Source organism: Porphyromonas miyakawae, from assembly GCF_045865415.1.
GTDB classification, from domain to species: Bacteria; Bacteroidota; Bacteroidia; order Bacteroidales; family Porphyromonadaceae; genus Porphyromonas; species Porphyromonas miyakawae.
The window spans coordinates 393,977-418,943 of record NZ_BAAFSF010000001.1 but is presented as its reverse complement, the minus strand read 5'-3'; the positions used below and the strand labels follow the sequence as shown (position 1 = coordinate 418,943).

Here is a 24,967-nt window from a genome sequence, read left to right as displayed (position 1 = left end):
GGTATGACCTACCGCGAAACAATTGACTTCCTTTTCAACGTAACACCCGTATTCGAAAAGGGAGACGCAGGAGCCTACAAGCCTGGATTAGAGCGAATGCAGTCGATGGCGGAGGAGATTGGCAACCCTCACGTCGGACAGCGCTACCTCCATATAGCCGGCACTAATGGCAAGGGGTCCGTTTCGTCCACTTTGGCAGCCATACTGACCGCCTCGGGCTATCGGACCGGCTTATTCACCTCTCCGCACCTAATCGATTTCCGCGAGCGAATCCGCATCAACGGAGTACCCATCAGTGAAGAGGAGGTAGTTCGTTTTGTGGAACGCATCAAACCGCTCATTGAGCGTTACCAACCGAGCTTCTTCGAACTTACCACGCTAATGGCGTTAGACTACTTCGCGCGCATGAAGTGCGATGTAGTGGTTATGGAAGTGGGTATGGGCGGACGCTTGGATTGCACCAATATTATTACGCCGTTGCTCTCCATAATCACCAATGTGAGCATGGATCACATGCAGTTCCTCGGCAATACACTTGAGGCAATTGCACGCGAAAAAGCCGGTATCTTTAAACAGGGTGTGCCCGCACTGATCGGCGAGGCGCCCGAAAGGCTTCGTCCTTTATACGAATCCTATACACAGATCGAGAAGCATTACGCCGAGCAGTCCGATGAAATTGAATCCATTACGGATGCTCCGGATGGATTACTTATAGAAACAAAGCGCTGGGGAACATTAAAAGGTGTACTGACCGGTGCCGTACAGCATCTAAATGCGCGTACAACGCTTGCCGCTGTTGATCTGCTTACCGATAAGCATTTACTCCAAATTCCTCGGGATGCAGTAGCAAAAGGCTTTGCTCAGGTGGTATCGCTTACGCATCTTCTGGGTCGCTGGCAGCGGGTGGCCTCTCGTCCTACCGTTATCCTCGATACCGGACATAACGAAGGTGCCATCACTGAGGTGGCACAACAGCTCAAACAGGAGCCATACGAGGCACTCCACATCGTTTTTGGAATGATGCACGACAAGGATTTTGCCAAAGTGCTCCGGTTGCTTCCCCAAAATGCGACCTACTACTTTTCTACCCCCAAAACGCCTCGTGCTCTTTCCGGCGAAATGCTTCGCCAAGAAGCACTCAAGGCCGGTCTACGGGGCGAAACCTATCCAACGCTTACGGAAGCTTTCCGTGCCGCTCGCACAGCGGCTAAGCCTACGGATCTGATCTATGCCGGTGGGAGCAACTACGTAGTGGCAGAAATACTCTCCGGATTCTTTCCGGAGCTCATAGAAGAAAATAAAACAACAAAATAACGTATCACAATGACTGAACAGTTACAGAAAACATTGCGCGACAAAGCCTGGGCAAGATGGCTTGTGCTTGCGCTCATCGCCTCAACGATGTTCTTCGCCTACATGTTTGTAGACGTACTCTCACCGCTTAAAACTATGCTCGAAGAGCAGGTTCAATGGAGCAGTAAAACCTTTGGACTTTACGCCGGTAGCGAATTCTTCCTCAACGTCTTTGTATTTTTCCTCATCTTTGCAGGTATTATCTTAGACAAGATGGGCGTTCGCTTCACGGCAATCCTCTCCGGTAGCCTTATGGTAATAGGGGCCGGCATCAAAGTATATGCTCTTAGCGAATCCTTTTTGACTACTTCTCTTTATACCTGGCTCAATAGCTGGTGGACCGCTTTCCCCGCTACTGCCAAACTTGCCTCAATCGGCTTTATGATCTTTGGCTGTGGTACCGAAATGGGTGGTGTAACCGTTTCACGCGCTATCGTAAAATGGTTCCAAGGAAAGGAAATGGCGCTCGCTATGGGGATTGAGATGGGGATAGCTCGTTTGGGCGTATTTGCCGTTTTTTGGATTTCTCCCTATTTGGCAGACCGCTATAACTCGGTGCAAGCCCCTGTAATTTTTGTATTCTTCCTCCTCTGCGTAGGATTGCTCTTCTATCTCATCTACGGAGTGTTTGACAATAAATTGGAACATCAGCAGAAGGATTTAGTTGTAGAGGATGAAGAACCCTTCCATTTCAGAGACCTCGGTAAAGTATTTGGCAGCGGAATCTTTTGGGTGGTAGCCTTGTTATGCGTGCTTTACTACTCTGCAATTTTCCCGTTCCAGCGTTTTGCTACCGAAATGCTTCAGAGCAAACTCGGATGGGAACCCGACTTCGCTAGCCGGATCTTTAGCTTCTTCCCCATTGGTGCTATGGCTATCACGCCGTTCCTTGGCGCCTTTTTGGACCATAAAGGAAAGGGAGCCACGATGCTTATTTGGGGATCTATCCTTATGATTGTATGCCATACGGTATTTGCGCTCTTCCCCTTTGGTGCCGTTGGGCACACATTTGCAGCAATCATTGCTTTTGCGGCTATCGTTCTGTTAGGTATTTCGTTCTCATTAGTACCAGCCGCACTTTGGCCCTCTATGCCTAAGCTAATTGATAATAAGGTACTCGGTAGCGCCTATTCCGCTACTTTCTGGGTACAGAACGTGGGACTTATGTCCGTACCTATCCTCATTGGAACGGTACTCGATGTCATTCGCAAGAATTTGCCTGCAACGGCTGCCGAAGAATCCGTTTACACCGTACCGATGCTAATCTTCGCTTCGTTTGGTGTGGCGGCTCTCTTGCTCAGTCTCTATCTCAAATCTATTGATAAGAAGCGTGGATACGGACTCGAACTTCCTAACATCAAGAAAGATTAAGGTACGGAGGAATTCATAATGTTACAGAACAAACCATTCGATACACAACTATTGGAGCGTGCTGCTGATAATATCCGCGCCCTCTCCGTAGCTATGGTAGAACGCGCCAAGAGCGGTCACCCGGGCGGTGCTATGGGCGGAGCCGATTTCATCAATCTGCTCTTTACCGAATATCTGCGCTACGACCCCGAGCAGCCTTGCCGCTATGCGCGTGACCGATTCTTCCTCGATCCGGGGCATATGTCCCCCATGCTCTACTCAGCGCTTGCACTACAGGGGCGCTTTACCCTCGACGAATTGAAGCAATTCCGCCAGTGGGGAAGCCCTACGCCCGGTCATCCCGAGCGTGACGTAGCGCGCGGCATCGAAAACACCAGTGGCCCACTTGGTCAGGGACACACTTTTGCGGTAGGTGCCGCCATTGCCGCTAAGATAATGGCACAACGCTTCGGGGCGGAACGTATGCCGCAGCACATTTATGCCTACATATCCGACGGTGGTATTCAAGAAGAAATCGCTCAAGGTGCAGGACGAATAGCCGGGCACCTCGGATTGGACAATCTGACCATGTTCTACGATGCCAACGATGTGCAGCTCTCCACGCTCGTTAGCGATGTGACCAGCGAAGATGTTGCTGCCAAATATCGTGCTTGGGGATGGGAAGTGCTCACCGTAAACGGCAACTGTGTAACCGAACTGCGCAAAGCATTGGACACGGCGCTCGCCACCAAAGGCAAGCCGACGCTGATCATCGGCAAAACCACAATGGCATACAAAGCGCTGAACGAAGAGGGAAGCGAGATTACCAACCGCATTGCTACGCACGGGCAACCGATGAGCAAAGCGGGTGCCTCCATAGCCCAAACTTTGAGTGGAATGAATATGCCTTCCGATGAGCCATTCCAAATATTGCCCGAAGTAAGCCAATTGTACCAAGCTCGTGCCGAAGAGCTGAAAGATTACTGGGCAGACTACGATCGTAGCTTTGCCGCTTGGGAAAAGAGCAATCAACACGAAGCCGATACGCTACGGGACTGGTTCGAAGGCAAACTCCCACAAATAGATATGAGCGCCATCGAGCAGAAGCCCAATAGTGCTACACGCGCCGCCGGTGCCACCGTGCTTTCCGCTTTAGTAAAGCAAATCCCCAATATGGTGGTAGCAAGTGCGGACCTATCCAACTCCGATAAAACGGACGCATTCCTCAAGGGCACGCATCCGCTCGCAAAGGGCGACTTTAGCGGTCGCTTCCTCAATGCCGGCGTTTCCGAACTCACCATGGCAGCAGTATGCCTCGGAATGATGCTCCACGGAGGAATTCACGCCGCTTGCGGTACCTTCTTCGTTTTCTCCGATTATCAAAAACCGGTGATCCGTTTGGCTGCTTTGATGCAAATTCCGCTCATTTTCATCTGGACGCACGACGCCTTCCGGGTGGGTGAGGACGGACCTACGCACCAGCCGGTAGAGCACGAAGCGCAAATCCGACTGATGGAAAAGCTGCACAACCACTCCGGTGCTAGAAGTATGTTGGTACTCCGCCCCGCCGATGTGCACGAAACTACCGTGGCTTGGCAGATGGCTTTGGAGAATCGCGATACGCCTACGGGGCTCATTTTGTCCCGTCAGAACATCAACGATCTTCCCTCCGGTGACGTTACCCCTTACCACCGTGCATTAGGCGCGCTCAAGGGCGGCTATGTAGTGAGCAGCGATAAGGACGCACAAATCGCTCTGGTAGCATCCGGTAGTGAGGTATCCACTTTGGAAGAAGCCGCTACCTTGCTCCGCAAAGAAGGCTTCCGCATACGCGTGGTTTCCGTTCCTTCCGAAGGACGGTTTGCCGATCAGGACGACAAATATCGCGAATCGGTGCTCCCCGCAGCTATGCCGCGCTTTGGACTTACTGCCGGATTGCCCGTAAACCTGCTCGGATTAGTGGGTTGCGAACAGCGCATTGCCGGCTTGGAAAGCTTCGGCTACTCAGCGCCCTATACGGTATTGGACGAAAAGCTCGGATTCACCGCGCAGGCAGTTGCCGATAAAATCCGCGCGCTCCTCGCTTAGCAGTAACCGATCTTCCATTTCGGAAGCATCCTAATCTAAAGGCATCTCCCCGCACGGGAGGTGCCTTTTTTCATATCCTCTCTCCATTCCTTCTCCCGCCCGCGACTCGCACAACCCTACATAGGCAAGGGCAGAGTGGAGCATGAGTGCTAACGAATGAGAGGACGTAAGCTATTGGGACGACACAAGCGTGCAATTGGAAGAAAGATCGTGAGGTAACAAATATTTCGTTGCATACATTTAGAAAATACCCTATAGCGTATTCTAAGAAACCCTATAGCCTTTTTACAAATACCCTATAGGATTTTTGTAAATACCCTATAGCCTTTTCCCGAATTGTACGGCATAATTAATCCGGTTGTACGGCATGATTAATTTGGTTGAACGGCATGATAAATCCGGCTACACGCATAAGTGCTCCAACCGTATCGGAGCTTTTTAGAGATGTATTGGGAATAGGCTTCCGAGCAGCACTTTCGTTGCTCCATACGGCTCCAATATGTCGTTATGCCCCATAGACGCGGCTTCAGTATGCTACGCCTATGGGGTACTTTTTAAGTGTATTTTTTGGGAAGAATTAGAGACGATGCCCTGTAAGTGCTACATAAAGGCGAGCCGCTTTGTAGGTAGCTTCAAGCGCTTTGTCTTCGAGTTCGTAGCGTTCGGCTATCTCATTCAAGTAATTCTCCAAAGAAAGTTTTCCCAAGGCAAAGGCTTTATCCGGCAGTCTCTTATCCCCCGCTTCACTGAGTGCTCTTTGGAGCGTAGCTGCATGTAGCGCTTCCGATGATGCCTCGTAGAAAAGGTTGCGCAAAGTGATTCGAAGCGATTCTTTTCCTTTGGCATGACTTAGTTCGGCATTCTGTAGTTTTGCTTTGGCGGCTCTAACCTTTCCTCCGCTTCTCCAAAAGGGGATGGAGAGTCCTATGGTGAATCCGTTCATTTTTTCTCCCGGGGACTTCTCAAAAAGATAGCCTACACTAAAGGAGGGAAGAAGAGCAAGGCGCTCCGCACTCAGTAATTGCTTCTTTTCTTCTACCTGAGCATCGAGGGCTTGAAGTGTAGGAAAAGCACCTTCTTCGCTTGCAAACCACGACTCAAAGTCTTTGGGGAGGAGGATAGGTGCAAAATCTCTTTCGATAATATCGTTGACCTTACCACTGCTGAGTTGCAACAAAGTACCCTTTGCTCTCTGTAAATCGACCACTGCGGATGAGGAGTCTGCAATTGCTTGCGCATAGCGTAGTTTCGCTCGGTTTACTTGCAGTAGATCGGCACTGCCCAGTGTCAATTTCTTTTCTAATGCGGAGACAAGCTGACGGGCATTTTCTGCCCTTTCACTTCGTAGCTGAAGAAGCTGTCGGTAATATATGATATCCATGCAGAGGGCTTTGGTATTGCAGAGTACTTCCATACGTATTTGGCGGTATTCAGCTTCCAAGGCTTTTTGATTGCTTCGGATTGCCCTGCGTGCACCACCTAATAGCGTAGTAGCATCAAATTCCTGAGCAATGCGTAGCTCCGTACGCTGGCCACTCTCCTTCTGCGTTCCCCAAGATTGCTCCATTTCGAAATCCATATCGGGGAGGGCATAGGCATTGGCCTCTTCCAGATGCGTGGCATGCATCTCGCTTTGTAGCAAAAGAAGCTGAGGATTATGTGCTTCTACTAAGGAGAGGGCCTCGCTTATGGACACTTGCGCATTGAGTACACTGCACGAGAGGCATAGAAAGAGGGGAAAAATATATTTTATTTTCATGGATAATACTATTCAGTTAGGGAGTGTTTTCTTGTTTGTTCTTTATATACACGTCGTTCTGAGAGTAAATAGACGATGGGTACTAAGTAGGCATTGAGTAGTGTGCTGGTAATAAGCCCACCGAGAATAACACGCGCCATGGGACTCTGTATCTCATTCCCGGGCATAGCTCCTGCGATAACTAAGGGGATAAGGGCCAGTGCAGAGGTTAGCGCAGTCATGAGAATAGGATTGATACGTTCGGCAGAACCTATCATCACACACTCTAATGCTGTATGCCCTTTGCTACGAAGCGTATTGTAATGTGACACCAGTAGCATGCCGTTACGCGTAGCAATGCCAAAGAGCGAGATGAAGCCAATTACCGAAGGTATGCTTATGGTTCTATCCGTGAAGAATATGATAAGGATACCTCCAATGAGGGCTAAAGGTAGATTGAGCAGTATAATAGCTGCTTGGGTAAAACTTTTGAATTGCCCGAAAAGAAGCAGAAAAACAATGAGTAGAGCCACCAAGGAGGCTACCAATAGCACTTGAGAAGCACGAGTAGCACTTTCAAATTGTCCTCCATAAGTGATGTAGTATCCCTCGGGTAGGTGAATATTCTCGTTAATTCTTTTTCTAATCTGTTCAACTGTACCGGTAAGGTCTCCCCCCTTTACATTGGTACTAATCACGATACGCCGCGCAGCATTCTCTCTCTGAATTGTGCCGGGCCCTACTTCGGATCGAACGTCTGCCACATAGTAAAGCGGTATTTTTCCCGCACCTGCATCAATGAGCAGTTCCCTAATTTCATCCATAGTGCGTGTGGCAGCTCCGGAAGCGCGCACCACAAGATTAAATACCCTATTTCCCTCGTAGATGTGCGAGACAACCTCTCCGGAGAGAAGTATCCTTACTTGTTTGGCAAACTCAGCCGGAGTAATACCAAACTCAGCGAGCAAAGTATTATTGGGTATTATTCGTATTTCAGGACGAGAAACCAACTGCTCCACATTTAGGTCCACTACGTTGGGTACAGTCTCGATGACCTCTTTGATTTGATTGGCATAGGAATAGAGTTTTTCTATGTCATTACCAAAGAGTTTGATGGCTATATTGGCTCGTGTACCGGATAGAATGGCATCAATTCGGTGAGAGATGGGTTGTCCTACCTCTACGTTGATTCCGGCTATAGCAGAGAGTCGCTCTCGAACATCTTCTTCAATTGCCTCTTTGGAGCGGCCTTTCAGTTGGTAGGGAGCCTCTATTTCGCTCATATTGATTCCTAATGCGTGCTCGTCCAGCTCGGCTCTACCTGTTTTTCGCCCGGTAGTAATGATCTCAGGGATTTGCAGCAGCTGCAATTCCGCTTCACGGCCTATGGCGTCCGATTCCTCCAATGAGATACCCGGCATAGATGCTATATTGATGGTAAACGACCCTTCGTTGAAAGGGGGTAAGAAGCTCCTTTTAAACGTGAAGATTAAGCAGACGGAAAGGACGAATAGAGCTAATGTAATGCCAATTAGTACTTTTCTGTGATTTATGACAGAGCGTAGTGATCGCGTGTAAAAGCGCTTCAATCCTTGTACAAAGGCAGTCTCTTTGTCTGCACGCTTACCATGATGTTTACCGCCTAAGAGGTAGCTGGAGAGAGCTGGAGTGACCGTGAGTGCTACTATAGTAGAAGCCACCAAAGATGAAATAAATGCTATCCCTAAGGGAATGAGCATACGTCCCTCTACTCCGGAGAGGAAGAAGAGTGGAATAAATGTAACGATAATAATAAGCGTTGAATTAATGATGGGCATTCGCACTTCACGAGAAGCCTCATACGTTACTTGTAGTGTACTTTTGCGCTCTCCCTCCGGTAGGGCGCGGTTCTCTCGTAGACGCTTGTGTACATTTTCTACATCCACAATAGCATCATCCACCAAAGAGCCTATCGCAATAGCAAAGCCGCCTAAGCTCATAGTATTGATGTTCAAGCCCAGCGCATTGAGAACCAGTAAGGAAACTACAAATGAGAGGGGAATGGAAACGAGCGAAATAAGGGTGGTACGCCCATTCATGAGAAATAGGAATAGAATGATCACCACAAATATACCGCCCTCAAGAATGGACTTCTTTACATTATTGATAGCACTATTAATAAATTGCTCTTGACGGAATATATCCGTATGAACTGTAAGATCCTCCGGAAGCTCGGATTGAATATCTGCGAGTACCTTATCTATTTCTTTCGTCAGATCAATCGTAGCAGCTCCGGGCTGCTTGCTGATAGTGAGTAATACGGCAGGGTGTGCTTTTACACTCGCTACCCCAATCTTAGGCTCTTTAGCTCCTATATGTACGTCTGCAATGTCAGCAAGTCGCACCGGATTGCCACTTACCTCTTTCACTGTAATGGAAGCGAGCTCTTCCGGATCGTTGGAAGAGAGCATCGTACGTACTATATATTCATTCCCATATTGGTATATTTGGCCGGCTGCTTGATTTGCAGTCATACCACTACAAGCTGCCTCTACCTCGCTAATAGAGATACCATAATGCTTCATGCGGGCTGCATCAAGAGCAACTACATACTCTTTTTCATCTCCCCCGATTACGGCTACTTGTGCCACACCTTTTTCGCTGATAAGACGCGGACGTATAACCCAATCGGCTATGGTGCGTAATTCTTCTAAAGAGGTACTATCTGCCGTGAGTCCAACAATAAGCATTTCACCTAAAATAGAGGAGATGGGACCGGGTGTAGGAGCAGAGACGCCTTCGGGTAGTTCGGTTGCTACTACGGCAAGGCGTTCATTTACTATCTGCCTCGCTTTGTAGATGTCTGTACCCCACTCAAATTCTATCCATACTACAGAAAAGCCCGTAGTTGAAGAGGAGCGAACACGCCTAACTCCGACTGCTCCGTTGAGTGCGGTCTCTATAGGAAAAGTAACCAACTTCTCTACTTCCTCCGCAGCCATGCCTTGCGCTTCGGTCATTACCGCAACCGTGGGGGCATTCAAATCCGGGAATACATCTACCTCCATGTGTTTGGTGGTGAGCCATCCCGATACCATTAGTAGAGCAGCGATAAGCACCACCGCAAGACGGTTTGTCAATGAAAAGTGTATTATACGATCTAACATAATTAATGGCTGTGTCCGTGCGGTATGGATTGTGTGGCATTTGCTGACTTAATGCGATAGGTCCCCTCTGTGACCACCTCTTCTCCAATCTGAAGTCCGGAGAGAATCTCAACGCGGTATCCGTCACTATCTCCAACTTTTACTTCCCTACGATCGTAGTGGCGATCATCCAAGCGAATGAATACAAAGTAATGTCCCTGATTCTCCGTAAGAGCAGAAATAGGTAGACTGATGGTTTGGCGCTTCTCACTACTGATAAGGTAGACTTCTGCATAAGCGCCCGGCATAAAGTTTCCCCGATTATCAAACTCAAAGATGATGGGAATAAAAAAATCCCCTTCACCGGCACTTCTACCATAGGAAACAAGTTTTCCCGAAAGCTCCTCTAAGTCGAACAACTGCCCATCGGCTATAGTGCGGAAGCGTGCAGATTGAATACGCGGTAAGGCATGGTAATGGCGTTCGCTCAGTTCAGCCCGCAGCTCTAAACGGTTACTTTGGGTAAGTTCAATAATGGGGTCTCCTATGTTCACATAGCTTCCTTCGGCTGCAAGGCATTGCTTAACGTAGCCGCCTTTAGATGCGTTAAGCGCAATACCGCTACCGGTTGCGCTTTTCGCTTGTGAGAGATAGGCAGTTTTGCTATTCTCATAGCGTAGTCGAGCCTCTTCATACTCCTGATGTGAGATAAGCTGATCGGCTAAAAGGGCTTCTGCACGCTCAAAGTTACTCTTTGCTGCAGAGTACTCATGCTTTGCTTTGCTCTGTGGATCCCCCTCGGGTAACCCTTGTGTAGAGAGGGAGGCTACGTGTGCCCCGGCGGCAAAGTAAGAGCCTTCACGGGGCAGCTGTGTGTCATAGTGAACAACTCCACTTGCCGTAGCAGCCACTATATAGGAGCCACCGGCAGGTATGGATAGTTGCCCGGAGGTCTTGATTACTGAAGCGAAAGGACGTAAAGCGACTCGCTCCGTCTTGATTGTACTATGAGCAAATTGTTTTTGAGTCAACTCGCGTAGCTCAACAGCTTTGCGATGGACAGCTGTGTCGCATGGCATCTCATCGTCCAATATGTAGGAATCGTGGTAATCCTCATCTGGATGGGAATGATTGTCGTTATGATTATGACAAGCGGTGAAATATATTAGTGGGCAGCATAAAATGATAGCTGCGTAGCAATGTTTCATAAGTTTTTTCTTTAATAAGTCTACTTTAAAGCCTGCACAATCTGAGCAGAGTAAGTGGAGCGCATCCTTATTAGTTGATGCGTCTCAAAATAAAAAATCAGAGAAAAGAAAAGGGAGGAGCACGTCGTCCTCGTAGGGAGGAGGGTGCTGTTAAGCCCTTGGCGCAAAGAACTTGCTCCAATAGGATTTTTTCCTGTTGGAAAGGAGATAAAAGAATAAGAGGAGCACAGAGCTCGGCATCGTGCAAAAGCGAAATGGTTCGTCCATGACTTTGCTTCGAGCGGGAGCTCGTTTGGAAGAACGCTTTTTTGCTAATACAGCTATCCTGATCACTCTCTTTATCGTGCTCACGGCTATGCGAAGCACTACGAGCATCCGGCTCATTCGCAAGCTGCTCTTGAATAAGAAGACATATTGTGCTCTCGTGATGATGATGAGGTAGCCCTATACTGCAGAGTATAGCAACGAGCACGATAGACGCACCCACATACCGAGTTATTGCAGAAATAGGATCTTTCATCTTGTTGCGAAATTAACCCTTTCTTTTGCAACAAGGTTGCAGAACTACTTCCTACAAAGAAATATTGATACTACAGAAGAGCCGATTTTATATATTCCTACCACAGTAAGCTGCAAATGAGCAGTAACTGCACGTCATCATTTGGTCGTCAGTCTGTACAATAGGTTCTTCGGAAAGGAATATTTCTTTTAAGACTGCATCTAATCGTTCAGTATATGGCTTCATATTTTCAGCGATGGTGAAGTCTTCTACAGTCTTCTCACTCTTACTTCCTCTGCGACCTATTGTAATGAGAGGAGAATATTCTCCCCGATTTTTCATTATCTCAGGAAGTACATAGAGTGCCGGTTGGATTTTTTCCTTATTGCCGTATTGTTTGCTTTGGGAAATGAGAAGACTATAAAGGAATAGCTGGGACACGCCTTTTAACTTTGGATCTGAAAAAATCTGGGCCCAATCGGTAAAGGAGCTTTTATCGGAGCCCGTTTTATAATCAACGATTCGAAGCAGCCCATCCTTTCCTCCCAGACGATCTACACGGTCAATAATTAACTTAAAGCTAACGTTTGTCTTGCTCTCGCCAAATGTATAATTGCAGGTAAATTCCTTTTCTAATACCTCTATGTATATACCCCCACGGTATGTTTGATCGTGATCTAAGATAGCTTGTACATATTTACAGGCCACATCGGCATAAATGCGGTGTATGCCCTTTAAGTCTTTGCTCTCATTACTAAAAGGAAGGACTAGCTGACGATATGTTTTATCTACTTTTTTGCGAAGAGCTTTAGGGTCATTTGCCTCCTTCAAATTAGCAAAATCTACTATCTCAGACTTGACATACAGCTCACACATGGTCGCGTGCACAACCTGTCCGAAGTCTGTGGGCTTGACAATGTCGTCACTGCGATAATCCTCTGCAATACCCTCTAAATAGCGCAAATAAAATCGCATCGGGCAGCTCACCCACGTATTGAGGGCACTTGCCGAAAGCTTTTTATGGTTTTCTCCATGGTTCAAGTAAGCACTCAGCTTCTCTTTTATTTCCGGGGTTCGCTCTATCACGATAGATTTATTGGGGACACCTATTATGGGTAGTGCAACCAACTTTTCTTCAAGCTGTATATCGGTTAGATACTTTAACTGCTTGATATATCGTGAAGGCTCCGAATCGGGATTGTCATTCACTAATAAGTAGCAACGTTGTGCGCCCATTAGTAAGGAATAAAATCGATGGGCTTCGATGATTTCTCGTGTTCGGTAGGTTGCCAGTCCATATGCTTGCCGGAGTGTATAAGGGATGTAGCTATTATTGCGTTTGGCTCGCGACGATAAAACGCCCTCATTGGCATTGGCAATGATCAAATAGGGGAAACGCAGTAGTCTTGCTTCCAGTGGCCCCATCACCTGCAACCCCTCTAATGGTTCGCCCTCAAAACTAAGTTTTACCGAGTCTACCAGTTTAAGAATTAGTTTAGCAGCAGTAGAGAGGGGAAGGTCCTCTCCCAGCATATCAAGTACCCCTGTAAGTTGCTGAAGTACCTTCCTATACTGATAGGCAAACTCCTGCTCAATTTGATGACTCTGGGCATCCTCTTTTGCTTCTTCTTGAGGTGCTTCGTCGGCTGCCGAATGAGGCTCTTCGCGCAAGGTTTTGCTATACCATTCAACTACACCGGTCAAGGCATCTAAAAGAGCCGCTGCACTACTCGGCACGGAGGTAAGCAACTCAAGGGGTTTTTCTACAGTGACATTGCCTCCTATATTTTCTAAGATTGAGGATGGAGTGATAAGCTCATAGGGATATTGATAGCGCTTCAGCAAATGTTGGCATGCTGTTTCCCCCAAAAGGATGCGGGAAAGTGGATGAAGAAGTAGGCTACGAAGCTGCTCCGCCAAGTAAATAGTGTTTTTGTCCTTCTTTCGACTATACACCAATAAGACTAAATAGCAATAAATCCAAGAGGATATATTTGATTCAGAGAGGGGGATCCCCATCGTTACGTTTAGTCTACGTCCCGGCTTAGCAAGAGCACTCAGCATGGGTAGTAGCTCATTCTCATCGGTGCAGATGACAGCCGTTTTTAGTTGGTTAAAAGCATCAGCATCACTTTCTGCAATTCGCTCCAAGAGGGAGGAAATGTGCACGTATCGGGCAGTAGATGAGCTAATGGCTCGTACCTCTACACGTGGCATTGAAGATGATTTACTCGTCAATACCTCTCCGCCAAAGAGTGCCTTATTCTCTTCTAACACCTGCTTTATTTCACTCCCCACAAAAGAGAGAAGTGTAGACTTTTGCTGCTCCGGAAAGGGATCAGGGGCCTGCTCCCAATAAAAGCTAACTGTTTGATCTTTAGGTAGCGCTTCTCTAAAGCGTAGAAGCATTTTTTGTTGCGCACGGGGCATTGCATATAACCCGGCAAAAATGTAAGTATTTATGTGTGGAAAGCGAGTGGCAAATCGACTCCTGATGTCATGCGGTGAGGACTCAGCAGCACATCTACAGACCATGCCATCATAGCCTATTTTCTTTTCTAAAAGCGTCTTCTTGAAGAGAGGGAAAAGCGCCTCCATCTGTTCCAATAGTGCTAAATAATCGCGTGTAGGGCGGCCGTTGTTTTCACGTACAAATCCTCCCCAAAAGTTCACTATTGCCTGACATTGCTCTTCTGTAAGATAGTCAAGGCCGGTCAGTTCCTCAATACCTTTTATATTATGGAATAGTTGCCCTTCCGGAGCCATGGCACTATCAATATCATTAAAGTCAGAGAGCATTTTCTCGCACTGGTCTAAGTAAAGAGGAGCTTCTTGCTCATCAAAAGGCAAATTATGCTCTAAGGAATATTTGCGCTTCTGAGCGTATAATATGCCGAGAAGCGTCATGTTATCCGCTTTAATGAGGCCGCTCTGTACCTGAGCAAAATCTTCTATCGTAATAACTGTAGGCGAAAAACAGGTCTGCTTCAGTCGCTTGGCCAGTGCATAGCGAAAGAATGTACCGGCTCGTTTAGAGGCAAATACATAGCAAGTCTTTACAAACTCTTCCTGTGACTTTGTGCAGGCCTTATCTGCCAGCAAGTCTAAAAAACCTTGTTCTGAACCATGCATAGATTGAATCATTGGTACATCATTACGGTGAGTAGATTATTACAAAAGTGCAGTATAATGCCGGGCCATATACTGCCGGAATATTCTCTTAAATAGCCAAATGCCACTGCCCATACAAAAATAGGCAGTAAGTGCTCCGGAAACATGTGAAGAATCGCAAAGAGTAAGGCAGTGAGCAGAATACCGATATGCTTATTCCCAACCATTCCAATCAGGATAGGCTGTAGTGCTCCCCGCATAAAGAGCTCCTCGCACAGGGCTGCTAATAGTACCAAAGCAAAAAAACGGAGCAGTACGGCAGCTAAGCTTTGATCAGAAAAAATAAGTTGCTGTTCTTTGCGTGCCTCTTCACTCATGTTGCGGAGTCTATCTTCCAAAGCACCTCCCATCTGCTCTATAAGATAAGTATTGAGCGCTGCGGTAGCCCATAATAAAAGGCACAAAAAGCCAAGACCTATAAGTAGCACATACCCAATGGGTATGCCACATATTTTTTTAGGAAAAGAGGGGGCGGAGAGGCCCAAGAATTGAATGGGTTCATTAGGGGCTATCCAATACCCGTACACCATTGCCGAACCGAAGACCAGCAGCGTAAAGATTGTTGAAAATAGTAGCGCATGGATTGCCTCACCATGTAGTGATGGCAAGAAAAAGCGCGAGAGTATAAGTGCTATCGCATAGCCGGTAAGGGCGCATAGCAGCAGTCTAACCAGTCTCCGCAATGCCTCCCCCTGTGGCAATAATGTTTTATCTACTTTATCAGTCGCTTGACTATTCATCTATTCGACCCAGTAGATCTTTTATCACAAGAGGATAGTAGAGATATTCCAGTCGATGAATACGCTGCGCCAAACTCTCGGGCGTATCGGTAGGTAGCACAGCACACTGAGTTTGGCAAATGATCGTACCATGGTCATACGCTTCATCCACAAGATGAATGGTAATTCCACTTCGCCTCTCTTTTGCAGCAAGCACCGCTTCGTGAACATAATCGCCATACATACCCTTTCCACCGTACTTAGGTAGTAAAGCAGGGTGTATATTTACAATGCGCTCGGGATAAGCGGCAATCAAAGGTGATCCGATTTGTCCCAAAAAGCCGGCCAGTACAATGAAGTCTATCTGCTTATTCTGCAAAAAGGTTACTACATTGGTTTCCTCCTTTATCTCTCGCTTAGTAAACACATGGCTCTCTATGCCCAGTTCATTGGCTTTGCTTATAGCTCCACATTGGGCGTTATCAGACACCACAACAGCTACTTCTACCTCAGTGGAGTCAAAGTAGTGCACTATATTAACCATGTTGGTACCATGTCCGGAGACAAAGACTGCAATTCTTTTTACTTTTACACTCATCTTATACGCACATCTCAAATATTCTTGTGCAGTTTTTCCGCATAAAGTGGATGAAAAGAGTACTCTGCCAAGAAATTATTCATTACCTTTGTACAAAGATAGAGGAAAATACCCTATGAAGATGTTCATTATTATGGCACTTCTTTAAAGGGAAATAATAAAAACCATAAACGAATAAAACCATGACAGAGCAAGAAATTCAAAGCAAAGTTGTCGAACTTGTAGCTGATAAGCTTAATGTAGCTGAGAGCGAAGTAACCATGGAAGCAAACTTCACCACTGATTTAGGTGCTGATTCACTGGACACGGTAGAGCTGATGATGGCTTTTGAAAAGCAGTTCGATATGACTATTCCTGATGAAGAAGCACGTAATATCAAGACAGTAGGAGACGCTGTCGCATACATTCAGAAGAACCAGAAATAAAACACTATGGAGCTCAAGCGAGTAGTAGTAACCGGCTTGGGAGCTCTTACGCCTATAGGCAATACAGCTCCCGAGACGTGGCAAAATCTTTTGCAAGGCAAGAGTGGAGCTGCTCCCATTACCCTCTTTGATGCCTCAAAGTTTCCCACTCGTTTTGCATGTGAGGTAAAGGGCTTTAATCCGGGTGACCACTTTGACCGCAAAGAGGCACGGCGTTATGACCGCTATACCCAATTTGCATTGGTTGCAGCAAAAGAGGCCTTAGAAGATGCCAAGGTGGATCTTGACAAGTTGGACAAAGAGAATGTGGGTGTGATCATCTCTGCCGGTATAGGCGGGTTGAATACATTCGAAGAGGAAGTAATGCTATACAATCCGGAGCGTGGACCTCGCTTCAATCCCTTCTTCATCCCCAAGATGATTAGTGATATAGCAGCCGGTCTCGTATCCATTACGTATGGGTTCCACGGTCCTAACTACTCAACGGCTTCAGCGTGTGCTTCGTCTAGCAATGCTATAATAGATGCTGCGCTGATGATTCGCTTGGGCAAAGCCTCTATGATGGTAGCCGGTGGGAGCGAAGCGGCCGTCACAGCTGCCGGTATCGGTGGCTTTAATGCTATGAGGGCTCTCTCCACACGCAATGAAGAGCCTGAGAAAGCCAGTCGTCCTTTCAGTAAAAGCCGCGATGGTTTTGTACTAGCAGAAGGATCGGCTATCCTCATCTTGGAAGATCTTGAGCACGCCAAAGCAAGAGGTGCTCGTATCTATGCAGAGTTTGGTGGATTTGGACTTTCTGCCGATGCCTATCACCTCACAGCCAGCCACCCCGAAGGCTTAGGAGCTAATCTGGTCATGAAACGAGTACTAGAAGATGCTGAAATGAAGCCGGAGGATGTGGATTATATCAATGTACATGGTACGAGTACGCCTGTAGGTGATGCTAGTGAAGCTAAAGCTATTAAGGCTGTATTTGGTGAACATGCCTATAAGCTAAATATAAGCTCTACGAAGTCTATGACCGGACACCTACTCGGTGCTACCGGTGCTTTAGAGGCATTGGTTGCCGTGAAGGCTGTGGAAGAGGATATTGTACCCCCTACCATCAATCATGAGGAGGGAGATGAAGATCCCGAGATAGATCCTCGTCTGAACTTTACGTTTGGCACTGCACAAAAGCGACCTGTTCGCGTGGCTATATCCAATACGTTTGGCTTCGGAGGACATAATGCCAGTGTACTATTCAAGAAATACGTTGAGTAGAGCTAAGTAGCATAAGCAACCTAAGGGTGTTTATTAGTAACAAATTTAGTGCGATGATTAGTGCGACTTGTCCGCTTTTCATCGCTCTTTTTTGGTAATTATCCATGAAACTGTTCACCTTCAAGAAAAAGGATACTCCTCCTCGTACGGTTGTTCCTGACAGAAAGCAGCTCACGCGTATTTTAGGCTTTGCTCCAAGGAATGTAGGGATCTATTGCTTGGCATTCATTGACCCAGCTTTACATGATGCCAATGACCCGGAGCGTATCCATACCAACGATCGCCTAGAGTTTCTGGGCGACAGCCTACTCGGCACGGTTGTAGCCAATTGGCTCTATCATCAATACCCTAACCTCAGCGTAGGCAAACTTGCCGCCGAAAAGTCCTCTATCGTGTCGCGTACGGTCAGCAATATTGTAGCAAAGGAATTAGGTATCGACTCGCTGTTGCTTTGTAAACCCAATTCGCCCCTCAATAAGGATAGTGCCGGTAACGCCTTGGAGGCACTTATCGGTGCCATTTATTTAGATCGAGGCGGTAGCTATGTAGAGCGATTCATACTGAAAAAGGTTCTCCCTATCTACAACCGCATAGCAAATGAAAATAGTGCCATTGTGGTAAACTACAAGGGAGAAGTACAGATCTGGGCAGATCGACGCAACTTAACGCTTCACTACACTACAGAAAAAGCGCATAAGGGCTTTACCAGTGTCCTTTACATTGAGTCTAAAGCCATTGCAAAAGGCTTCGGACGCACAAAGAAAGACGCAGAGCAAGATGCCGCACGGCTTGCTGCCGGGCAACTAAAGGGAGTCCTCACTAAATAAAAAAACAATAGTTTAAGGCTCATCTTGCCACTGTATCGGCTATAATCGAGTAGGTCGGGAAACGAAGTTTTCTGACCTACTTTCGTTTCCTTCCCTCTCACACCACCGTACGTGCCGTTCGGCATACGGCAGTTTAATTCGTGCTCAAAGAGTGGATAATCATGTTCGATTAGTTTCATCTTTCCTCTTTCTGAACTTCCGCTTCCGCTGCTCGCATGCTTAGCTCTATGTAGTCTATCGCATTGACGTTTTGACCGTTGCCACTCGTCAGCAAAAAAGACATCGGAACATACATTCTTGATTGTCGTTGCGAATTATTTGATACTTCGCCTTGTCCTGCACGAGAAGGGCTACTTCGACCTCTGCGGACTCATCGGCATTCGTTGTTACTATCCTCGTGGACTGTCGAGGCCTCACGGGATAAGCCATACATCATTCATCATTTACCTGACTAATTTACGCATCAAGGTTACGGTAGCCTTTAGGAACTTCACTGCCTTTGGCCAGCTTGTCCGTTTGATAAGCCTTAGTATAAGGTTTCTAGGCGTTAGGTCGCGAATTCGCTATTGCTTCTTCTCTCCCAAGGGTCACCCCTTGAAACTTGCAAGCCGCTATGGGGTTCGTTGGCAACTACGCCCCAGGTAAACTTTCACCGCAGATGTATGACATGCCTGTCATACCAAAGAAACACGCCCCAGCTTTAATCTTAAAGCTGGGGCGTGTTTTTATTTATAGCGTGAGGCTCATATGCCAGACGCTCTAGGCTAGTATGTCTTACTGCTTGTCAAAGGGTAGCGTAGCCACTCCTCCGTCGGCCATCTGTAGGCGGACATAGTAGCGAGACGATGCCAGTGCCGATACATCAATCGTACTGCAAGCCTCACCGCTCATGACGAGGAGCCCCTCTGTCGTGTAGATCCAATAGCTCTGACATGGGAGTGAGAGGTGTAGCTCGGTCGTAGCGACTGTCGGATAAAGATAGACAGGGCGCAGGGGCTCTAGGCTCTCTACTGCAGTGGTCTTTTGTGCTAGCAGGCGAACCAGCTTAGATACCCCCCCTCTGGTCTGGATGAGGAGTGCAGCAGCACGGTCACGCTCTTGCTTGGTACTAAAGCCGACAGCGAGGTCGCCACCCTTAGCGGGGAGCTTCATAGTAGAGAGTTTGAACTCCTCCATCAGCTTGCTCGGCTCTAGAGACACTGTCACCTCCTTGTCAGGATTATCTACAGAGACCTGTATCGTCTGTGGTGGGCAGGGGACATTGGGCTTAAAGATGAAGTTAATCATCTCGGGATTAGCCTGGACCACCGGCAGATCTGTACGACCAAAGGTAACATCATCTACCATAAAGGAGAGCGAAGTGCTCGTACCACCCTTAGGACTATACATCGTAAAGGCTACGTAGAAGTAGTCGTCAATCTGTAGCCCCTTCACCTTAGTGAGGTCCACACAGTAGTCATACCACCGCTCAGGCTCCATCTGAGGCACCAGCAGGAGCTTCGTAATGTCTAGGAACTGGGGCTCTACACTACCCGCACCATCAGGTGTAAGGATGTAAATGCCAAACTGCTCCTGACCATCTTGCGTCGGCAACTCATAGCGCAGACGGAAGGTCAGATACGTACTCTGAGCCTTAGCCTTAGAGAGCAGCGGAGAGATTAGCCACGCCTCCTGCTCACGAGCATCATCCTTGTCTAGAGAGTTGAAGAAGCTAATCTGAGCGCAAGTCTCCTCGACAGCTTGAGTACTCTTATTCTTCTGCTCCCAGCCCTTGAAGGGACGATCAGCCAGCGATGCAAAGCTCTGCCACCCCTCGAGGTTAATGCCACGTGTGTGACGCTGACCATCGAAGTATTCCTCTAGGCTACTCTGAGCCTCCTTAGTATCCACAAGCATCATTGCCTGAGCAATCTGCTTGATGCTCTTACGATCCTCAGGAGCAGACTGCGTGAGCAGGATCTTGTTTAGCGTAGCCTCAGCAGAGGAGCCGTTGACCACCTTAAAGCGTGTAGGACGATGCGTCCCGACCTTGTAGGCACCACCCTCCAGGGTTGCCTTGGTCCAGTGACCGCCACCATCTATCGTGTAGTATAGCTCTAGAGCGTCCGTAGCGGGGAGGAGCTTTATCTGATCGATACCATTGACTAGTAGCTCATCACTCTCCAGTCGGCCATTCTTACTGATAGAGACCTTGCCAGCCTCTACCCATGAGCCACTGAGGTAGTAGTACCCCTTGTCAAAGCGGTGATACCCCTTCCAGTTGTCTCCCTTGAAGCGGTTGTCTAAAGGCTTATCCTCAGCAAAAGTCTCCATCCACTCAGCCGTCTCAGCCTTAGCCTCTCCAACGATCTCTACGAGGACCGGCTCCATGCAAGCTGTCGTCAGGGTTAGGGTAGCCTTGTAAGTACCAACCTCTCGTGGAGCGAAGGTCACTTTTACCTTATGGGTGAGGACCTTCTTCTGAGATAGAGAATAGTAGAAGCTACTGGTACTACTTTTGAAGTAACCACTCTCAGAGGCGGTCTGTACCTTGACATCTTGGATTACGCCGGTCACGTCGAACTCTAGCTCCATCTCATCCGTCTCACCTACCGTGCAGACGAGGCGCTTGTTAGGAGTCTTGTCTGAGAGCTTGACCATAGGAGGCGTAGCAGGGTCGATGATATAGCTATTGATACGGATTGTAGCCCACCCATTCATGCCATCGTACTGAACCGAGTAGGGCTTCGTACCATAAGTACCGCTGATGTAAGCACCAGGCTCGCTCGCTTGGATAGCGTAGGCGACCTCCGTGACCTTATTGCCCGCAGGAAGTTCGGTAGGCGTAAGGGTGAAGGTGCCTGAAGGCGTTGTCACGTTAGGCTGTACCTTACCACTGCTCATAGACTGTACCAGCATGGTACCCTCGATCGGCTCTGTCGTCTTACCCTCGCGATAGATGGCGTGTGGCAATACGGAGAGAAAGAGATCCTGTGCGTGTAGCTTGGTCAGACGTAGCAGAGAGCAGTCATCCACCTTGACGAGACTACCAGCTGAAACCTCTACCCCAAAGCGGAAGTAGCGAGCGCCCTCGGGAATAACCGTCCTAAAGCGGATCTCATCCCATGCCTTGCGCCACTCGACGTATCTATCACTTGCGATAAAAGCGTCATCAGGTGTCGCAATAGGCTTGCGCTCTGCGTCCAACCATTGGCAGGCTAGACGCATACCATGATTATCTGCAAAAGGCTCCTGCACCGAGTAATGTATCATACCCTCGAGGACACTCCCTGGAGCCATAGAAAACTCCTTAGCATCTATGTCTATCTCCTGGTAGAGCTGAGCGGTCTCAGTGGAGGATGTTTGGTCAAGTCGGACAGCAAAGCCAGTACTGCCGTTGTACCCCTTAGTCTCCTTCATCACATTCCCCTTGTAGCTCCAAGAGGTAGGACGACCAGCCTCATCAAACTCATAGAAGAACTGATCTACCAGTAGCTCTTGATCCTCTTTGGGCTCTGGCTTACTAGGAGGAGGTGTCACGCCACCGCCACCATTCGTTGCTGTACCTTGGAGCGGTATCTGTAGGATAGTCCCCGAGGCATTCACTTCGATAGAGGCTGTACGCACACCCTCAGCTGTAGGAGTGAAGGTCACGGAGATACCACCTCCATAATTGTCAAAGGAGTTTCCTGTCTTGATAGCAAAGTCCCCCTTGTGCGTACCCGTTAGGGTGACCGTAGGAGTCTCTATCGCATTCTGTACGGTGATGCTGGTCGCTTTTTCTACCGAAGTCTCCCCGACAGCTACAGAGCCGAAGTCTATGCTCTCAGGCATGGCCGATACTTTGATCTTAGCTCTAGCACCTGAGGCAGAAGCCTTGAGCGGTATGTCAACCTTTGTTTTGCCAGCCACCACGGTGACAGAGGCGGTAATATTGGGGTTACCATTCTTAGGAACAAACGTAATGCTCAGTCTACCACCCGTAGCGGTAAGTCCACCAGAGAGAGGCTTCAAGAGGAAGTCCTCCTTGTTGATCCCCGTGAGGGTCGCCTCGGGTGTTCCTGAGAAGTTCTGAATAAAGATCTCTAGCTCCTTGGTAGCACCTACCTCACCAGCAGCCACCTCGGAGAAGGTCAGTCCCTCAGCTGGGTTGTAGCTGATTGCCACCTCTGTCGAGGGAGCCTTTAGCTCAATATTTTTCAAGTTGTAACCTGCGAAGTTACCCTGCGAGCCTTCATTGACAAAGGCTATGAAGCCCACGCCCGTTAGCCCTGTAGGAATTGACACAGAGGTTGGTGTAAAGTCCTGCTTAGCATACTGATGCTCATAGAGCGTCTGAAGGGTCTTACCACTCTTGTTGATGAGCAGAATGCGAAAAGGCGAGCTTCCCTTGACTAAAGCCACCTTTAGATCAAAGGTCAAGCTCTTACCCCCGATAGCGTCTAGGGCTAGCGGACAGGTCACAAGGTAACTGCAGTAAGGTGCCTTGACCGAAATGCTTGATGCCGAGCAGGCAAACCACTGGTCACTATATACCCCCGCCCACTTGACGGCACTGTTGCTATACAGCGAATGCCAGGTCGTCTCTAGTGCAGCCTTGTAGCCATTCTTCAGGGAGAGAGCCGACTGCGGACTATCCTCCGTAAGAACGGAAAAGTCGATACCCTCCGGAGGTGTACCGCTCTGTGCTAAGCTCGACCACGAGAGCGACACCAAGAGTGTCACAGCAAGTAGGAGCTTCATAATCATCGTAGTGTGATGTTTCATAAGCTTTTGCTTGTTGTCAATTACATATATAGATTTGTAGCGCAAAGGTAATACTTTTGTCAACAAAGCCACACGAGTACTATCTAAGGCGACTCATCAATACCCTCGACAATAGATGACTTATCAGCTGATTAGGTTGATTCTTCCAATTGTCTTCAAATCAAGTAGGTCGAGAAACGAGGTTTTCTGACCTACTCGATTTTAGTAGGGATGACATTGAGTGCGGCTTCTCCCCCAGCACCTCAAAATAGGAATTAGCCCATTCCCCGCCAAAAACGTTTAGGACGCTATTGCCTATGAAGTTTTTTCCACATTTGTAACCGTGTTGCACTTGATACTAGAATGTGCGTTTAACTTGTTTCAGTATCTCTGAAGTGTAACTAACGATAAATTATGCCAAGCGCTAAATTTGATGGTAAGTGGACCAAGGACCTAATTACAGGGAAAAGAAAAAGAACTGTCGCGGACAATTTATTCCTGGTGAATAACGATAAATTATGGATTAGGTTGCTTAGGGGGCTTCTGAACCTATTATATGGAAAGTGGCAGTACTAATTCTGCTTTATAATGTGGGTCTTTTATATGGTCACCACATTTGCTCTGATTGCAGGGCGTTGATTTCTTTTCACGTGCGAAGTCCTTTGCATGCGTACTTGTCAAAGTATGGCACGTATAAAGTGTAGGTGGTGCATCTTATTCTAGTTAGTTGTGCCACCTTTAGACTCGTTGTGCACAGGTCTTTGGCGTTTTATTCCTTTGGTGTCCGATAAAACTCTGTGTTAGTATGAAATAGGGCTGGTGTTTCCTTACGGATATACCAGCCCTTTTCATTATGACGGGCATGTCATACAAAAGGAGTGAATTGAAAACTTTCCCAGCTTTTAATTCACTCCCTAAGTATCAAAACTTCCCGTTCTATAGGTTCGCTCCTTGGATCATCAGAAAGCAAGTTGGAGGGAAGTCTGCCTAGAATTTATTGCTTTGGAGCACCATCTTCTACCATTAGCACCATCATTACATGGTCTACAGTTTCAGATTCCTTCTCATATATCTTTTCTAAGAATACAAATCCTTTTAGTCCGAGCTGCGTATTATAGGCCTCTATTGTAGGAATATCCCTATCGTGCGCATCTTTTGCTCCGAGAACGCCCTCTTTTACTCCTTTTGTAAACCCATAAACTGCAATCTTCTCTTTAGCCATTTCTGTGGTGTATACAGACTCCACTTTAGCTACACAGGTAACAAGCGGAGGACCCATAGGGGGTGTATGAAGATAGTGCACATCTTCAAAGAAAGCCTTACTTCCTTCCTTTTTTCTGTACAGCCACGAAGAGTCGTCTAGATGAGGTTTTCCTGTCTTATAAGGCTCATAAAAGAGAGACATTGCATCATTAATCTTCGTTTCATACTCCTTAATTCTAGAAAACTCCGGGAAATAGAGATCAACCACATAGCGGTCATCCTTTTCTTTATGAACAGTCACTTCTATTCCGCAAGTAGCCTCTTCTTTTCCAGACTTATTCAGTAGTCTTGCCACAATAGTCGTTGAGCCAACACGATGTGCTGTTATCTTTAGCGTAGCGGGGTTTATTTCCGCAACAGCCTTGTTACTAGAGGTCCATAGAATTTCTTTTGTTCGCTCTTTAGGAGAAACAACTACCTCCAAAGGCTTGCTCTCTTCTCCTACAGCAAGCGATATTGAAGAGGGGGTAACCATAATCTCAGCTTTTTGCTGAGGCTCATTAGGAGTTTTTTTACACGCCACCATACCCACTACAAAAAGCAGCAATATAGTGCTCATGAGGATATATTGTCGTTTAAGCATAGCTAAAACCTATTTGTACTAAAGTCATTATA

15 protein-coding genes are annotated in these 24,967 nt (G+C 47.4%); 6 read left to right on the top strand and 9 right to left on the bottom strand.

Annotation, left to right across the window (positions count from 1 at the left end; translation table 11 throughout):
- Positions 1 to 3 precede the first annotated feature (3 nt).
- Genes ACLWMH_RS01580 through ACLWMH_RS01570 form a run of 3 tightly spaced genes read left to right on the top strand, consistent with a single transcriptional unit; the run spans position 4 to position 4,791 of the window.
- Positions 4 to 1,314, top strand: coding sequence for a bifunctional folylpolyglutamate synthase/dihydrofolate synthase (locus tag ACLWMH_RS01580; protein WP_411915008.1), 1,311 nt, complete (start codon positions 4 to 6; stop codon positions 1,312 to 1,314).
- Positions 1,315 to 1,323: 9 nt separating this feature from the next.
- Positions 1,324 to 2,724: an MFS transporter gene (locus tag ACLWMH_RS01575; protein ID WP_411915007.1), complete on the top strand. Its 1,401-nt coding sequence runs from the start codon at positions 1,324 to 1,326 to the stop codon at positions 2,722 to 2,724.
- An 18-nt stretch (positions 2,725 to 2,742) separates the two neighbouring features.
- Positions 2,743 to 4,791, top strand: coding sequence for a transketolase family protein (locus ACLWMH_RS01570; protein ID WP_411915006.1), 2,049 nt, complete (start codon positions 2,743 to 2,745; stop codon positions 4,789 to 4,791).
- A gap of 577 nt (positions 4,792 to 5,368) precedes the next feature.
- Here the strand turns inward: ACLWMH_RS01570 and ACLWMH_RS01565 are convergent.
- From ACLWMH_RS01565 to purN, 7 genes are all read right to left on the bottom strand, one after another.
- Positions 5,369 to 6,550 (bottom strand): TolC family protein, encoded by a 1,182-nt coding sequence (locus ACLWMH_RS01565; RefSeq protein WP_411915005.1) that lies wholly within the window; start codon positions 6,548 to 6,550, stop codon positions 5,369 to 5,371.
- An 8-nt stretch (positions 6,551 to 6,558) separates the two neighbouring features.
- Entirely contained in the window at positions 6,559 to 9,675 is a 3,117-nt protein-coding gene (locus ACLWMH_RS01560) for an efflux RND transporter permease subunit (protein ID WP_411915004.1), read from the bottom strand.
- 2 nt (positions 9,676 to 9,677) lie between these two features.
- On the bottom strand, positions 9,678 to 10,862 hold the full coding sequence (locus ACLWMH_RS01555) for an efflux RND transporter periplasmic adaptor subunit (protein ID WP_411915003.1): 1,185 nt from the start codon (positions 10,860 to 10,862) through the stop codon (positions 9,678 to 9,680).
- 97 nt (positions 10,863 to 10,959) lie between these two features.
- Entirely contained in the window at positions 10,960 to 11,382 is a 423-nt protein-coding gene (locus tag ACLWMH_RS01550; protein ID WP_411915002.1) for a DUF6769 family protein, read from the bottom strand.
- Positions 11,383 to 11,469: 87 nt separating this feature from the next.
- Complete coding sequence (locus ACLWMH_RS01545; protein ID WP_411915001.1) at positions 11,470 to 14,505, bottom strand: PD-(D/E)XK nuclease family protein; 3,036 nt, start codon at positions 14,503 to 14,505, stop codon at positions 11,470 to 11,472.
- Positions 14,502 to 15,272: a CPBP family intramembrane glutamic endopeptidase gene (locus tag ACLWMH_RS01540; protein ID WP_411915000.1), complete on the bottom strand. Its 771-nt coding sequence runs from the start codon at positions 15,270 to 15,272 to the stop codon at positions 14,502 to 14,504. Before ACLWMH_RS01540 ends, ACLWMH_RS01545 begins: the two co-directional genes overlap by 4 nt.
- A complete protein-coding gene (gene purN, locus ACLWMH_RS01535; protein ID WP_411914999.1) occupies positions 15,265 to 15,849 on the bottom strand; it encodes a phosphoribosylglycinamide formyltransferase in 585 nt (194 codons plus the stop codon). The genes ACLWMH_RS01540 and purN overlap by 8 nt, the downstream gene beginning before the upstream one ends.
- Before the next feature lie 182 nt (positions 15,850 to 16,031).
- On the opposite strand from purN, the gene acpP reads away from it, so the two are divergent.
- From acpP to ACLWMH_RS01520, 3 genes are all read left to right on the top strand, one after another.
- Positions 16,032 to 16,274 carry an acyl carrier protein gene (acpP, locus tag ACLWMH_RS01530; RefSeq protein WP_411914998.1) on the top strand — a complete coding sequence of 81 codons (243 nt, stop codon included), beginning with the start codon at positions 16,032 to 16,034 and terminating at the stop codon, positions 16,272 to 16,274.
- Between the two features lie 6 nt (positions 16,275 to 16,280).
- Positions 16,281 to 17,537 carry a beta-ketoacyl-ACP synthase II gene (gene fabF, locus ACLWMH_RS01525; RefSeq protein WP_411914997.1) on the top strand — a complete coding sequence of 419 codons (1,257 nt, stop codon included), beginning with the start codon at positions 16,281 to 16,283 and terminating at the stop codon, positions 17,535 to 17,537.
- Between the two features lie 104 nt (positions 17,538 to 17,641).
- On the top strand, positions 17,642 to 18,364 hold the full coding sequence (locus ACLWMH_RS01520) for a ribonuclease III family protein (protein WP_411914996.1): 723 nt from the start codon (positions 17,642 to 17,644) through the stop codon (positions 18,362 to 18,364).
- Positions 18,365 to 19,138: 774 nt separating this feature from the next.
- Here the strand turns inward: ACLWMH_RS01520 and ACLWMH_RS01515 are convergent.
- Both ACLWMH_RS01515 and ACLWMH_RS01510 read right to left on the bottom strand, forming a co-directional pair.
- Positions 19,139 to 23,110, bottom strand: a complete 3,972-nt coding sequence (locus ACLWMH_RS01515; RefSeq protein WP_411914995.1) for a choice-of-anchor J domain-containing protein — start codon at positions 23,108 to 23,110, stop codon at positions 19,139 to 19,141.
- Positions 23,111 to 24,083: 973 nt separating this feature from the next.
- Positions 24,084 to 24,935, bottom strand: a complete 852-nt coding sequence (locus ACLWMH_RS01510) for an Ig-like domain-containing protein (protein WP_411914994.1) — start codon at positions 24,933 to 24,935, stop codon at positions 24,084 to 24,086.
- Between the last annotated feature and the right edge of the window lie 32 nt (positions 24,936 to 24,967).